Raw genomic sequence first — 13459 nt, 5'->3', positions numbered from 1 at the left:
ACAGGATGCGCATCCTGCGCCCCGGGCGGGTCGACTCCGCACGCGCCGTGCCCAGCTGAGGGCACCGGCCGCACCCGTTCCGACGGACGCGCGACGAGGCGCGTCCGTCCGCCATGCCCGATGCCCGCCCCTCGATCTCCCCACGCTCCCACGCTCCCGCACTCCCACGCTCCCGCACTCCCACGCTCCCGCACTCCCGCACTCCCGCACTCCCGCACTCCCGCACGGGCAGCGTCGCCCGGACCGGCCGGCGTCCCGGCCCGGTCACCCCTGCCCGGGCCCGGGACCGGCACCGCCCGGCCCCGCCCCGCCCCGCCCAGTCCATCCCAGCCGCCGTACCCCTATGGAGCCGCCATGCCGCCGCAGTCACCGACGTCCGCCCGGCCCCACTCCCCCGTCCGCCATCTGCCCGCCCTCAAGATCCCGCACCTGGGCGACTTCCACGTACCCCCGCGCGTCGTCGTCATCACCGCGCTCGCCGTTCCCGTCGGCGCCGTCGCCACGCTGGTGGCCGCCGCTCTGCTGAAGCTGATCGCGCTGATCACCAATCTGGCCTTCCTCGGCCGCCTCGGTTTCGGCTCCGCCGTGCCCGCGGCCTCCCCGCACCGCTGGCTGCTGGCCGTGATGCCCGTGGTCGGCGGACTCGTCATCGGGGTCATGGCCCGCTACGGCTCGGAGAAGATCCGGGGCCACGGCATGCCCGAGGCGATCGAGTCGATCCTGGTGGGCGGCAGCCGGGTGCAGCCGCGCGTCGCCGTGCTGAAGCCCGCCTCGGCGGCGATATCCATAGGCACCGGCGGGCCGTTCGGCGCGGAGGGCCCCATCATCATGACCGGCGGGGCCGTCGGCTCCCTGCTGGCCCAGTTCCTCAAGGTCACCACCGACGAGCGCAAGGCCCTCCTGGTGGCGGGTTCCGCCGCCGGCATGGCCGCGACCTTCAACGCGCCGCTCGCCTCCATCCTCCTCGCGGTCGAGCTGCTGCTCTTCGAGTGGCGGCCCCGCTCCTACCTCCCGGTGTCCGTCGCCGCCGTGACCGCCACCCTGGTGCGCGGGCCGCTCCTCGGCACCGACCCGCTCTTCGGCGGTGCGCACGTGCCCGCGCGGATCGGACTGCCGTCCTACGGCCTGTGCGTGGTCGCGGGGGCCCTGGCCGGTCTGCTCGCCCTGGGCGCCACCGCCCTCGTGTACCTGTCCGAGGACCTGTTCTCCCGACTACGCATCCACTGGATGTGGTGGCCCGCGATCGGTGGCGCGGTCATCGGCCTGGGCGGCCTCGTGGAACCGCGCGCCCTCGGGGTCGGCTACGACGTCATCGGCGCGCTGCTGACCGGGCACGCCACCGTCGGCCTGATCGTCGGCATTCTCGTGGTGAAAACCCTGATCTGGGGCCTGTCACTGGGCTCGGGCACCTCCGGCGGTGTCCTCGCGCCCATGTTCATGGTCGGCGGTGCGCTGGGCGCGGCCGAGGCCCTGGTCTTCCCGCACGTCAGCCCGGGCTTCTGGGCGCTGGTGTCGCTGGCCGGAGTGCTCGGCGGCGTCATGCGCTCCCCGCTCACCGGCATCGTCTTCTGCCTGGAGCTCACCCATGAGGTCAACGCGCTGATCCCCATGGTCATCACGGCGTCGGCCGCCTATCTCCTCTCGGTGGTGCTGCTCAAGCGGTCGGTGCTCACCGAGAAGCTGGCCCGGCGCGGCCTGCACCTCACCCGCGAGTACTCCGTGGACCCCCTGGAGGTGCACCTCGTACGGCAGTTGGAGACGCCCTTCGGGGTCGCCTTCGCCGCCGACCGGGCCGCCGGCGAGGTCACCGCCCTGCTGCGGGCCGCGCACGAGGCGGGCGACCCCGAGAAGCTGCTGGCCCAGCGCCTGTACCCGGTGCTGGACGCGGACGGCGCACTGGCCGGTGTCGTCACCCGCGGGGCGCTGATCCACGCTGATCCCGCCGACGCCACCCCGCTCGGCGAGCTGGCCGGGCCGGCGGTGATCGCGCATCCCGACGAAACCCTGCGCACCCTCGCCAACCGCATGGCCCGGCACGAGATCACCCGGCTGCTCGTCGTCACCCGCGATCCGCAGCCCCGCGTCGAAGGCATCGTCAGCCTGCGGCACCTGCTGACCGCACGCCGCATCGACCTGCACGAGGAGCATCACGCCGAACGCGTGCTGACCCTGCGGGCCCGGCGCGCCCCGGAGCCGCTGCCGGCCCACGCCGCCGGCTGAAGATGGCATGGACAACTATTGGAAAGGGCAATAAGGCCCCGTCAATCCTGGTACACCTACACGTCGTCGACCGCTCGCGGGGCGGCACCGGCACCCGCGACGCGGTTATGGACCGGTGAACCGTACCGGGTTTGGCTCTGGTGACCGGACCATCGCCCCGGGCAAGGTGGTGATCCCGAACCCGAGGAGAACCCGAGCATGCGATTCCGGCACGCGGCGAGCATCTGGTCCACGTACCCCGAACTGACCTGTGGCGCGCTGTACGCCACCGGTGTCGACGCCCGGGTGGACACCGGGCCGCGCGCCGCCGAGTACACCGCCCGCGCCCTGGACCGGCTGGCCGGAGCCACCGAGGGCGAGTTCCCCGAAGTGCTGGCCTGGCGACGGACGTTCAGCCGTATGGGCCTGAAGCCGACCCAGTACCGCTGCGCCTCGGAGTCGCTGCTGCGGCGGCTGCGGAAGGAGGGGTCGCTGCCGCGCATCCACCCGCTCGTCGACCTGTGCAACGCGCTCTCGGCGGCGTACGCGATCCCGGTCGCGGTCCTCGACGTCGACCGTGTCGCCTGGCCACTGCTGGAGGTGCGCCCGGCCGGCGGCGACGAGACGTACACGGCGTTCGGCGGGGGTGTGGAGCATCCCGTGCCCGGCGAGGTGACCTTCGTCGACGCGGCGGGGCGGGCGCACGCCCGGCGCTGGACCCACCGGCAGAGCGGCCACTCGGCGGTCGGTGAGCACACCCGCCGGGTGCTGGTGGTGGCGGAGGCCATGCACGAGGGCGGGACGACGACCGTGCCCGAGGTGCTGAAGACGGTGGAGGCGGAGGTGGCGGCGCACTGGGCGGCCGGGACGGAGACGGCCGTGCTCACCCGGAGCGCTCCGGAATTCGCCTTCGGCGACTGAGCGCGGACCATGACAGCATGAGCACGGTGGACGTGGAACGAGGGGTGCCGGCCGTCGCGGGTGAACTCCCTGGCCGCGGCTCGGACTTCCTGCAGCTGGCGGCCGGTGACGTGCCCGCCGGCGGGAAGGCCGAGTGGCTGGCGGGCCGGCTGCGGCAGGCGATAGCGGACGGCAGCCTGGCCGTGGGCAGCAGGCTCCCGCCCACCCGGGTGCTGGCCGCCGAACTCCGCGTCTCCCGCGGGGTGATCACCGAGGCCTACCGCCGCCTCGCCGAGGACGGCCACCTTCAGGGGCGCCGGCGTGGGGGCACGGTGGTGGTGGCGGCACCGGTGGGTCCGCCGCGCGCCGGGTCCGGGCGCGGGGCCGCGGCAGCCGGCGGGTCGCCGAAGCCCCCCGGGCACGCTGCTCTCGGCAGGTCTTCGGCACGGCCCGCCGGCGCGGCCGGAACGCCGGGTACCGGACCGTACGGCCCGTCCGTGGCCGTGTCCCCGGCACCGTCCTCGCGCGCGCCTCGTACACCGCCCTCCCGTACGCGGATCCCGCCAAGCCCTCGCGCACCCCTCCCACCGCGCTCCACCGCATCCGCGACGCCGTTCTCCGACGCCCCCGGTGCCGATGTCTTCGACGCGTTGCGGGAGGCCCCGGCCGTCGTCGACTTCACTCCCGGGCGGCCGGACCTCGCCACCTTCCCGCGTACCGCCTGGCTGCGTGCCGAGCGTGCCGTCCTCGCGGAGCTGTCCGCCGAGCAGCTCGGCTACGGCGATCCGCGTGGCGCCCCCGCCCTGCGGCGGGCCGTGGCCGACTGGCTGGCCCGGATGCGGGGCGTGCGGGTGGATCCGGACGAGGTGCTGATCGTCGCGGGCACCGCCCAGGCGCTCACGCTGCTCCACCAGGTGCTGCGGGCCGACGGCATCGACGCCGTCGCGGTGGAGGACCCCGGCTCGCTCGGGGGCCGTCAGCATCTGCGGAACGGGGGCCTGGCCACCCCGCCGGTGCCGGTGGACGAGGACGGGGTGCGGGTGGACGCGCTGCGCGCGAGCGGCGCCCGCGCGGTGCTGCTGACGCCGGCCCACCAGTTCCCGACCGGCGTGGTGACCAGCGGCGAGCGCCGACGGGAGCTGCTGGCCTGGGCCCGCGAGGGCGGCCTGATCCTGGAGGACGACTACGACGCCGAGCACCGCTACGACCGGCCGCCGGTTCCCGCGCTGCGGGCCCTGCTGGCCGACCGGGTGTGCTACATGGGCAGCGTGTCGAAGCTGCTGGCTCCGGCGCTGCGCACCGGCTGGCTGGTGGCCCCGAAGCGGTATCGCACCGCCCTGGTCGACGCCAAACGGTTCAACGACCTGGGCAACGCCGTGCTGCCGCAGCTGGTGCTGGCCCGGCTGATGGAGTCCGGTGGACTGGAGCGCCAGCTACGGCTGCTGCGGCGCCGGCACCGCGACCGCCGCGACGCGATGATCGCCGCCCTCGCCGAGCAGCTGCCGGGCGGGACGGTGCACGGCGCCGCGGCGGGCCTGCATCTGACGGTCACCTACGCGGCGGACGTGCCCGACACCGCGTTGCCGCCGCCGCGCTGACGCGGGGCGTGAAGTGCCAGCCGCTGTCCTGGCACCGGCAGGTGCCCGGCCGGCCCGGACTCGTCCTCGGCTATGCGGCCACCGCGCCGGGAGCCATCGCCGAGGGCGTGGCACTGCTCGGTGAGACCCTGCGCGAACTGGCCTGACCCCACCGAAGTATCGGCACGGCCGGAGTCCGAGGGGGGCTGCTCCCCTTCGGCCACTGGTGCTGCCCCCGGACAGAGCCGCCTGCCCGCCGGAGTTCGGGGGCCCGGAGGCTGCCTGACGTGCTGTCACATGGCCACGTCCACATGGCCACGTCCCACGTGACTTCCGCGCTCGGCAGACGTAGCGGCCTCGCGGCCGAGACGGCGTCCCTCGTCCTGGCCGCCGCACCCGTGCCCTCCGCCCGTACCCGACCGGCAGCGCCTCGATCGTGTGTCACGCACGGCGCCCTGCGCCGGTCCGTGCACCGACGAGAGCTTCACGTTCAGCGGGGGCCGGTCCGTGAAGGCCGACCGTTCGGACGATGGGCCGGGCTGCTCGGCACCGCCGGGGTCCCATGTGCGAGCCTCAGGGTCCCAGCGCAGGTCAGCCGGGCGGTGCGTAGGGGTCGTCGGGGGGCAGCCAGGCGTCCGGGGTGTGGATCCCGAGCTCGCCGACGCCGCTGGTCAGGGCCTCGACGACCGCGAGGACCCCGGGGCGGTCCTCGCTCTCGCGCCAGACCAGCGACCAGGTCCAGTACACCTTCGGCGCGACGATCTCCCGGCGGACCAGATCGGGCGGGAGCGGGGTGGTCTGCCCCTTGGGCGAGTTGAGGACGGGTCGGGTGCAGCGCCGCACGTGGTCGAAGAAGGCGGGGCCGGTGACGGCGCCGTCGGAGATGCGCACGGCACGGGCACCGGTGGCCCGCGCCAGTTCCTCGGCGTACGCGTTCCAGGCGGCCCAGGCGGTGACGTCGTCGTCGATGAGGACGTCGATGTCCCGGGCCGCGACGGGGCCGGCGTCCGCACCCTTCGCCACGGCGTAGAGCCGGTCGGCGCCGATCAGCCGGGCCCGCAGCCCCAGCCGTCCGAGGTCCTCGGTCCGCACCCGGCACACGGCGACGTCCAGGCTGCCGTCCCCGACCCGGGCGGCCTGGGTGTGGGAGGGGGCGACCCAGGCGTCGATGTGCACCTGTGCCACCGCGGCCGTGCGCGAAATCAGGTCCGGGGGCAGCCAGTTGACGTAGCCCAGCCGTACCGGCTGCGAGCCGGACAGCCGGCCGGCCCGGCTCTTGAGGTCGTCGGCGCGCTCCAGCAGGGCACGGGTGTGCGGGAGGAGGGCGGCACCGGCCGGGGTGAGGGAGACGGAGCGGCGGTCGCGGTCGAACAGCCGCACACCCAGGTCCCGTTCGAGCGCCTTGATCTGCTGCGAGAGCGAGGGGCCCGCGATGAGCAGCCGCTCGGCCGCCCGGCCGAAGTTCAGCTCCTCGGCGACCGCGACGAAATACCGCAGCTGGCGCAGTTCCACGCGCGCCATGCTACGCGCACTGGGAGGCTGCGCCTATCAGGAGCGAGGAAGCCGGTCGTGGCATCGTCGCTGGTGGCGGCGCACCATGAGGCTGCACCGTACGTGCGAGCGCCGTGGAGCAGCGGCCGCGGAGTGGCGCAGGGCACCGGCTTGCGCGTGCCGGGGAACGACAGGTTGCGCGTGCCGCGGAACGACGGCTTGCGCGTGCCGTGGAACGACGGAGAGAGATCATGCGAGAGTTTCTGGTCGAGATCACCACCACTGTCCCCGAGGGCACCAGCCAGGACGAGGCCGACCGGCGGCGGGCCACCGAGGCCGTCCGCGCGAAGGAACTCGCCGCGACCGGCCATCTGGCCCGGCTGTGGCGCCCGCTGGGCGAGTTGCGCAGTATCGGCATCTGGCGGGCCACCGACGAGGCGGACCTCCAGGAGAAGGTCCTCGGCACCCTGCCGCTGCGGCCGTGGATGACGCTCACGGTCACGCCGCTGGAGTCCCACCCCAACGATCCGGGCCGGGGCCAGGCCGCCCGGTGAACGCTCCGCCCCCGTGATCCCCGGGCGGGTCCTGGGCGCGGGCGGCGCCGAGCAGGGCCGGGCAGGTCTGGAACGCCACACCAGGGAGGCCGCACCGGGAGCCCCGACCGTCACCCCGTCAGCGCAGCTGCGCGGCGAACGCCTCGTACGCCGGCTCGTCGAAGAGGACGAAACGGACCTCCTCCACCGCCGTCGCCGCGCCGCGCACCGCCTCCACGGCGATCCGCGCCGCGTCCCGCATCGGCCACCGGTACACCCCGGTCGAGATCGCCGGGAAGGCGACCGTCCGGGCGCCCAGTTCGTCGGCGACGCGCAGGGACTCACGGTGGCAGGAGGCGAGCAGCTCCGAGCGGTCCTCGGTGGCGGACCAGACCGGACCCACCGTGTGGATGACCCAGCGGGCGTCGAGTGCGCCCGCCGTCGTGGCGACCGCCTGGCCGGTGGGCAGGCCCTTGCCGTACCGGGAGGCGCGCAGGGCCCGGCACTCCTGAAGGATGGCGGAGCCGCCGCGCCGGTGGATCGCGCCGTCGACGCCTCCGCCGCCGAGGAGGGAGGAGTTGGCGGCGTTGACGATCGCGTCGACGCTCTCCCGCGTGATGTCGCCCTGGACCAGGGTGATGGTGGTCATGTCTGCCTCAGTCTTCGCCAGACCGCCTTGGCGGCGTTGTGCCCCGACATGCCGTGCACACCGGGTCCCGGCGGGGTGGCCGAGGAGCAGATGAAGACGGCCGGGTGGGGGGTGTGGTACGGGAACGCGGACAGTCTGGGGCGCAGCAGCAGCTGGAGTCCGGACGCCGCGCCGCAGGCGATGTCGCCGCCCACGTAGTTGGCGTTGTGGGCGGCCAGCTCGGCGGGGCCGGCGACGGCGCGGGCCAGCACACGGTCGCGGAAGCCGGGGGCGAAGCGCTCCAGTTGGCGTTCCATGGCGTCGGTGAGGTCGCCCGACCAGCCGTTGGGGACATGGCCGTACGCCCAGAAGACCTGCTTGCCCTCGGGGGCGCGGGTGGGGTCGACGATGCTGGGCTGCACGGTGATCAGGAACGGCCGCCCGGGGGCACGGCCCTCGCGGGAGGCGGCGCGCAGGGCGGTGGAGATCTCGTCCTTGCTCGCGCCGATCTGCACGGTGGTGGCCGCGCGGGCCTCGGGCGCGGTCCAGGGCACGGGGCCGTCCAGCGCGTAGTCGATCTTGAAGACGCTCGGGCCGTAGCGGTAGTGCGCGTAGTGGTCGCCGAAGCCGGCGATACGGGCGAGGGCGGTGGGCGAGGTGTCGAAGACGTACGCCCGCGCGGGTGGCAGGTCGTCCAGGCGCTTGACCTCGTAGTCGGTGTGCACGGCACCGCCGAGGTCCTTCAGGTGGGCGGCGAGGGCGTCGGAGATGGCCTGGGAGCCGCCGCGGGGCACCGGCCAGCCACGGGCGTGGGCGGACAGGGCGAAGACCAGGCCGATGGCACCGGTGGCCAGGCCGCCGAGCGGCGCGATCACATGGGCGACCAGGCCGGCGAAGAGGGCCTTGGCCCGCTCGTCCTTGAAACGGCGCAGCAGCCAGGTGGACGGCGGCAGCCCGGCCAGGCCGAAGCGGGCCAGGGTGACGGGATCGCGCGGTAGCGCGGTGAGCGGCAGGGACATGAAGTCCCTTACGAGCGTGTCCCAGTGCGGGAGGAACGGCTCGACCAGTCGGCGGTACGCGCCCGCGTCGCGTGGCCCGAAGGAGGCGGCGGTCTCGGCCACCGAACGGGACAGCACGGCCGCGGTGCCGTCGAGGAAGGGATGCGCCATCGGCAGCTCCGAGTGGAGCCACTCGAGGCCGTAGCGGTCGAGGGGGAGGGCGCGGAACGCCGGTGAGTTGATGCCGAGGGGGTGGGCGGCCGAGCACGGGTCGTGCAGGAAGCCGGGCAGGGTCAGTTCCTCGGTGCGGGCACCGCCGCCCACGGTGGACTTCGCCTCGAAAACCGCGACGGAGAAGCCGCGACGGGCCAGCTCCACGGCAGCGGTCAGTCCGTTCGGCCCCGCACCCACCACGACCGCATCGAGCATCGACGGCACCTTCGGACCCCTTCGTCAGCCGATGGTCACTCGGGGTCAGGATATGCCGCAGCACCGACATTCTTCCGGGCCGGGTGGCCCCGGGTGGTACGGATACCGCGCGGGCGGATACGGCGCAGGGAACCGGCCGTGCGCCCACCGCCGTCCGCGGCCGGTGCAGGCGCGGGGCCACGGGCGCGCCCGGAACGCGGGCCGGTACCACCGAGGGCATGACCGGCCGGCGCCCGGAAGATCAGGGCGTGCGCGGGACCCGGCCCGGCGCCATGGCATGCGCGGGACACGGCCCGGCGGCCACGGGCGCGCGCGGGATACGGCCCGGGAGCCACGAGCGGGCGCAGGATACGGCCCGGCGGACCGGGTGTACGCGGGCATGGCTCGGCGGACCGGGTCTGCGCGGGCATGGCTCGGTGGTCCAGACACGCGCGGACTCGGCCCGCGGGATCCGGGCGAGCACTCACGCGGTCGGCGGCCATGCGCCGTGTACGGAAACAGCCCGGCGCACCAGGCACAAGCTGGCAGCGCTCGGGATCCCGGACGCGGGGAGGGGCTCGCGATCCCGGGCGCGCGGACGGGGCTCGGGAATCCCGGACGCGCGAGGACGAGGCGCGGGGAATCCGGTGCGCGCGGGCGGGGCTCGCGGGATCCGCGCGGGACGCGGCCCAGCGGCAACAGGCGTGCACGGGAAACGACCCGGCGCACCAGGCACAAGCGGGCACCGCTAGGGATCCCGGGCGCGCGAGGACGGGCTCACGATCCCGGGCGCGCGGACGGGGCTCGCGGCATCCGCGCGAGCACGGACCGCGGTCCGGCGGCAACAGGCGTGCGCGGGAGGGGCGGGCCGGGGTTTCAGGGGGCCGTGCGTAGGAGTTCGGTGATTCTGTGGGCGGTCGCCGTGTCCCGGGCCGCAGTGAACGGCAGGGTGTTGCCGCCGGTCACGCGGAACGGCTCGCCGTCACGGGTGAGGTGCGTGCCGCCGGCCTCCTCGACCAGGAGCAGCCCGGCCGCGTGGTCCCAGGCCGCCTCCCAGGAGAACGCCACGGCGTCCAACTCGCCGCGGGCGATGGCGAGATACTCCAGGCCCGCCGAACCGCAGGGCCGGGGGGCGAGGCCGTCGGTCCACAGGGCGCGCAGCGCGCGCTTCTGCTCGTCCGTGGTGTAGTCCGGGTGGGACGTGGCGACGACGAGGTCCCGGCCGGGCACCGGCTGACCCGCCGACAGCCGCTCGCCGTCGAGGAAGGCGCCCTGGCCGCGGACCGCGGTGGCGAACTGCTCGCGCGCCGCGGCATAGGTCCAGGAGGCGAGGACGACGCCCCGGTGGGCGAGCGCGACCAGGGTGCAGAAGCCGTCGTCGCCGTGGACGAACTGGCGGGTGCCGTCGACCGGGTCGACTATCCAGACCGGTGCGTCGCCCTGGAGCGCCGCGTAGGTCGCCGGATCGGCGTGCACGGCCTCCTCACCGACCACGACCGAGCCGGGCAGCAGGGCGCCGAGGTCGGCGGTGAGCCGCACCTCGGCGAGCCGGTCGGCGTCCGTCACCAGGTCGTGGGGGCCGCTCTTCTGGTCCACCTCGTCCGCGGCGAGGCGGCGGAAGCGGGGCAGGATCTCGGCCGCGGCGGCCTTGCGGACCGCATCCTCCACGTCGGCCGAGCAGCGGGCGAGAAACTCGTCGATGGTTTCCGTCATTGCTTCGATCATGCCTTCCATGAGAGCACGTCCCACTGACAATCCCCGCCCGCCCCGTGGACAGCGGGTGGAATCGGGATGAACAACAGGTGCCGGATGATCGCTCAGCGGCCGACCGCGTACCCCTGCATCCCGCGCGGGTTCGCCGCCGCCGACAGCACGCCGGTCTCCGGGTCCCGGGCCACCGCGCACAGGCGCCCCTCCGACCAGGCGGGGCCGACGGTGACGTCGTGGCCGCGCCGCCGCAGTTCCTCGACCACCCCCGGGTCCGTGCGGGACTCCACGGTCACGCTGCCGGGGCGGCGGCCGCGCGGGTAGAAGGAACTGGGGAAGCTGTCGTTGTGCCAGTTCGGGGCGTCGATCGCGCCCTGGAGGTCGAGGGCGCCGCGGACCGGGGCGCGCAGGGCGGCGGCGAGGAAGAAGTGCAGCTGCCACTGGTCCTGCTGGTCGCCGCCGGGCGTGCCGAACGCGAGGACCGGCACACCGCCCCGCAGGGCGAGGGACGGGGTGAGGGTGGTGCGCGGGCGGCGGCCCGGGGTGAGGGAGTTCGGCAGGCCTTCCTCCAGCCAGGTCATCTGCAGCCGCGTGCCCAGCGGGAAGCCCAGTTCGGGCACGACCGGGTTGGACTGCAGCCAGCCGCCGCTGGGCGTGGCGGCGATCATGTTGCCCCAGCGGTCGACGACGTCCAGGTGGCAGGTGTCGCCACGGGTCGTGCCGTCGACGGCCACGTGCGGCTCGCCGGGGATCTCCGCGACCGTCGGTTCACCGGCGCCCATCGGGTCGAAGTCGCGGTCGACGCCGCTCTCCACGCGCGCGTACGCCTGCGCCGGCAGCCGCGGGGTGCGTCCGCCGGGGCTGCCGGGCCGCAGTTCCCAGGAGGCCTTGGCGCCGACCAGGGCCCGCCGGCCCGCGTTGTAGTCGTCCGAGAGCAGTTCGGCGACCGGCACCTCGGCGGCGTCCCCGTACCAGGCCTCGCGGTCGGCCATGGCGAGCTTGCAGCCCTCGATCAGCAGGTGGACGTACTCGGCGGAGCCGTAGGCGGGCAGTTCCCCCGGCAGCAGGGCGAGTTGCTGGAGGAGGGCGGGGCCCTGGCTCCAGGGGCCGGCCTTGCACACGGTCCAGCCGTTCCAGTCGTAGGTCACCGGCGACTCGTAGCTCGCCGACCAGCCCGCGAGGTCGGCCCCGGTGAGCGTTGCGGTGTGCCGTTCGCCGGTGGTGTCCATGGTGGGCCGCCGGGACTGCCGTACCAGGGCCTCGGCGATGAAGCCGGAGCGCCACACCTCGCGCGCGGCGTCGATCCGGGCCTCCCGGTCCCCGGCGCCGGCGGTGTCGGCCAGCAGCCGCTTCCAGGTGGCGGCGAGGGCGGGGTTGCGAAAGCGCTCACCGGGGCGGGGCGCCCGGCCGCCGGGCAGGTAGACCCGCGCCGACGACGTCCACTCGGTCTCGAACAGCTCGCGGACGGTCTCCACGGTCGCGCCGAGCTTCTCCACGGGCGCATGCCCGTCTTCGGCGTATCCGATGGCGTACTTCAGGACGCCTTCCAGGGACTTGGTGCCGTGGTCGCGCAGGAGCAGCAGCCAGGCGTCGAACGCGCCGGGCACGGCGGCCGCGAGCGGCCCGGTGCCGGGCACGAGGTCGAGCCCGAGCCCCCGGTAGTGGGCGACGGTCGCTCCGGCCGGGGCGACGCCCTGCCCGCACAGCACCTGCACCGCGCCGCCCGCGGGGGCGAGCAGGACGGGCACCTCGCCGGCCGGCCCGTTGAGGTGCGGCTCCACCACGTGCAGCACGAACGCGCCGGCCACGGCCGCGTCGAAGGCGTTGCCGCCGTCCTCCAGCACCGCCATCGCCGACTGGGAGGCCAGCCAGTGGGTGGAGGACACCATGCCGAAGGTGCCTTGAAGTGTGGGCCGGGTGCTGAACTGCATCTCTCACCTCACTGTTGGCACGCACCGGTCCGTCCTGCGTGCGCCGGGGACACATCTCGGGGAGGATCTCGGGAGTCCGGGCTTCGCGGTACGTCCGAGATCGCCGGGCACTTCACATGGTGCGTCATCGAAAACGCGCACATCCACAGACGCGCTCCGTCCGTTCGCCGGCGGACGACCAGCTCGCCTCCTACGGTGCCGCGCACCGGGAGGGGATGCCCTCGGTGGAGCACCGCTCGCACAAGGGGCTGAACAACCGGGCGGAGAACTCCCACCAGCCGACCAGGCAGCGCGAACGTGAGGCGCCCATCGTCTGGTGGGGTGATTCCTTGTGGGCGGAGTGGTTCGAGGACTTCTTCGCCTCGCTCGCGAGTTTGTTCTACCGGCCGGAGGCTAGTCGCAGTAGGGGATCAGTTCGTCCTGAATCCCCCACGCCGAAGGTTCCCGGCACTGGCATGCTGACAGGCTCCGACTTTCGGACCGCACCGCAGTGGGTCAGCGTGAGCGAACCGGCGTATCGCCAGCGAACAGCCTGATGAGCCCGACGAGCTAGCTAACTTGTTTTGACTCAGAGGCCCAACGGACCCATGCGTCGAGGAGGTTTCCAAGTGTTGCTGGACTGGCGTTGTTGTTCTCGAGATGGTCGGTATACGCGTGGAGGCGGCGTGCGCCATTTGGCCAGTTGGGGTCAGTCACGGCCACGCGGGCTATGGCGCCGGTCGGGGTATCTGTGTCTTGGAATTGCTGAAGCCAGGTGGTGAAGTCGGTGGCGGGCCGGCGGTGATTTTCACCGTTCATAGCCAGTCGTCCCGGCGGCATTGCCTTGCTCGAGGGTTGTCTTGGCCCGCCGTTCTATCAGGATGGGTACGTAGGCGCTGACGCGGGCGTCTTTAAGGTCTTGGTGGGCGTCCTGGACGGCTTGCAGGATCGCTGAGGGGTCTACTGACGGGTATGCGACCCTAAGCCGTTCCGCGATGGCGATTGCCGTGCACTGTTCCTCGTTCACCCCGACGCCTCCTGAATTTTGGCTTCCGTTTCTCTACAGTTGTCCAGGAGTGGCGGCGGTCTTCGGCCAGAGCGCAGTCCC

Annotated in this window: 12 protein-coding genes and 1 pseudogene; 6 read left to right on the top strand and 7 right to left on the bottom strand. The window is 73.8% G+C overall.

Going from position 1 to position 13459, the window contains the following annotated elements:
- The first annotated feature begins 354 nt into the window (after positions 1-354).
- The 4 genes from AB0D93_RS24085 to AB0D93_RS24070 all read left to right on the top strand — a co-directional run bounded on the left by AB0D93_RS24085 (position 355) and on the right by AB0D93_RS24070 (position 4843).
- Positions 355-2220, top strand: a complete 1866-nt coding sequence (locus AB0D93_RS24085) for a chloride channel protein (RefSeq protein ID WP_362122502.1) — start codon at positions 355-357, stop codon at positions 2218-2220.
- 198 nt (positions 2221-2418) lie between these two features.
- A complete protein-coding gene (locus AB0D93_RS24080) occupies positions 2419-3120 on the top strand; it encodes a phenylalanine--tRNA ligase beta subunit-related protein (protein WP_362122500.1) in 702 nt (233 codons plus the stop codon).
- Between the two features lie 17 nt (positions 3121-3137).
- The gene (locus AB0D93_RS24075) at positions 3138-4697 is read left to right on the top strand and encodes a PLP-dependent aminotransferase family protein (protein ID WP_362122498.1); all 1560 of its coding nucleotides are present in this window, start codon (positions 3138-3140) and stop codon (positions 4695-4697) included.
- 8 nt (positions 4698-4705) lie between these two features.
- Positions 4706-4843 carry a hypothetical protein gene (locus AB0D93_RS24070; RefSeq protein ID WP_362122496.1) on the top strand — a complete coding sequence of 46 codons (138 nt, stop codon included), beginning with the start codon at positions 4706-4708 and terminating at the stop codon, positions 4841-4843.
- A gap of 424 nt (positions 4844-5267) precedes the next feature.
- Here the strand turns inward: AB0D93_RS24070 and AB0D93_RS24065 are convergent, their stop codons facing one another.
- Positions 5268-6197, bottom strand: a complete 930-nt coding sequence (locus AB0D93_RS24065; protein ID WP_362122494.1) for a LysR family transcriptional regulator — start codon at positions 6195-6197, stop codon at positions 5268-5270.
- A gap of 221 nt (positions 6198-6418) precedes the next feature.
- Between AB0D93_RS24065 and AB0D93_RS24060 the strand changes: the two genes are divergently transcribed.
- Complete coding sequence (locus AB0D93_RS24060; protein WP_362122492.1) at positions 6419-6721, top strand: muconolactone Delta-isomerase family protein; 303 nt, start codon at positions 6419-6421, stop codon at positions 6719-6721.
- Positions 6722-6839: 118 nt separating this feature from the next.
- Here AB0D93_RS24060 and AB0D93_RS24055 read toward each other — a convergent pair whose 3' ends face one another.
- From AB0D93_RS24055 to AB0D93_RS24040, 4 genes are all read right to left on the bottom strand, one after another.
- Entirely contained in the window at positions 6840-7349 is a 510-nt protein-coding gene (locus tag AB0D93_RS24055; protein ID WP_362122490.1) for an O-acetyl-ADP-ribose deacetylase, read from the bottom strand.
- Entirely contained in the window at positions 7346-8764 is a 1419-nt protein-coding gene (locus AB0D93_RS24050; RefSeq protein ID WP_362122487.1) for an NAD(P)/FAD-dependent oxidoreductase, read from the bottom strand. The genes AB0D93_RS24055 and AB0D93_RS24050 overlap by 4 nt, the downstream gene beginning before the upstream one ends.
- An 846-nt stretch (positions 8765-9610) precedes the next feature.
- On the bottom strand, positions 9611-10459 hold the full coding sequence (locus AB0D93_RS24045; protein WP_362122485.1) for an inositol monophosphatase family protein: 849 nt from the start codon (positions 10457-10459) through the stop codon (positions 9611-9613).
- A gap of 92 nt (positions 10460-10551) precedes the next feature.
- Positions 10552-12372, bottom strand: a complete 1821-nt coding sequence (locus AB0D93_RS24040; RefSeq protein WP_362122483.1) for a gamma-glutamyltransferase — start codon at positions 12370-12372, stop codon at positions 10552-10554.
- Between the two features lie 176 nt (positions 12373-12548).
- Between AB0D93_RS24040 and AB0D93_RS24035 the strand changes: the two are divergent.
- Positions 12549-12671, top strand: a pseudogene (locus AB0D93_RS24035) (IS6 family transposase); the annotation flags it as partial.
- Between the two features lie 250 nt (positions 12672-12921).
- Here the strand turns inward: AB0D93_RS24035 and AB0D93_RS24030 are convergent.
- Both AB0D93_RS24030 and AB0D93_RS24025 read right to left on the bottom strand, forming a co-directional pair.
- Complete coding sequence (locus tag AB0D93_RS24030) at positions 12922-13170, bottom strand: YozE family protein (RefSeq protein WP_362122481.1); 249 nt, start codon at positions 13168-13170, stop codon at positions 12922-12924.
- Positions 13160-13378 (bottom strand): three-helix bundle dimerization domain-containing protein, encoded by a 219-nt coding sequence (locus AB0D93_RS24025; protein WP_362122479.1) that lies wholly within the window; start codon positions 13376-13378, stop codon positions 13160-13162. Before AB0D93_RS24025 ends, AB0D93_RS24030 begins: the two co-directional genes overlap by 11 nt.
- Positions 13379-13459 lie beyond the last annotated feature (81 nt).

This window comes from Streptomyces sp. NPDC048191 (assembly GCF_040652655.1).
Lineage (GTDB): Bacteria > Actinomycetota > Actinomycetes > Streptomycetales > Streptomycetaceae > Streptomyces.
This window is presented reverse-complemented; position numbering and strand designations above follow the sequence as displayed.

What these genes read in the sequence shown, in the direction of transcription:
- AB0D93_RS24065 (WP_362122494.1), bottom strand. Translation starts at nt 6,197, where the DNA reads ATGGCGCGCGTGGAACTGCGCCAGCTGCGGTATTTCGTCGCGGTCGCC.
- AB0D93_RS24060 (WP_362122492.1), top strand. Translation starts at nt 6,419, where the DNA reads ATGCGAGAGTTTCTGGTCGAGATCACCACCACTGTCCCCGAGGGCACC.
- AB0D93_RS24030 (WP_362122481.1), bottom strand. Translation starts at nt 13,170, where the DNA reads ATGAACGGTGAAAATCACCGCCGGCCCGCCACCGACTTCACCACCTGG.
- AB0D93_RS24045 (WP_362122485.1), bottom strand. Translation starts at nt 10,459, where the DNA reads ATGATCGAAGCAATGACGGAAACCATCGACGAGTTTCTCGCCCGCTGC.
- AB0D93_RS24085 (WP_362122502.1), top strand. Translation starts at nt 355, where the DNA reads ATGCCGCCGCAGTCACCGACGTCCGCCCGGCCCCACTCCCCCGTCCGC.
- AB0D93_RS24075 (WP_362122498.1), top strand. Translation starts at nt 3,138, where the DNA reads ATGAGCACGGTGGACGTGGAACGAGGGGTGCCGGCCGTCGCGGGTGAA.
- AB0D93_RS24080 (WP_362122500.1), top strand. Translation starts at nt 2,419, where the DNA reads ATGCGATTCCGGCACGCGGCGAGCATCTGGTCCACGTACCCCGAACTG.
- AB0D93_RS24040 (WP_362122483.1), bottom strand. Translation starts at nt 12,372, where the DNA reads ATGCAGTTCAGCACCCGGCCCACACTTCAAGGCACCTTCGGCATGGTG.
- AB0D93_RS24055 (WP_362122490.1), bottom strand. Translation starts at nt 7,349, where the DNA reads ATGACCACCATCACCCTGGTCCAGGGCGACATCACGCGGGAGAGCGTC.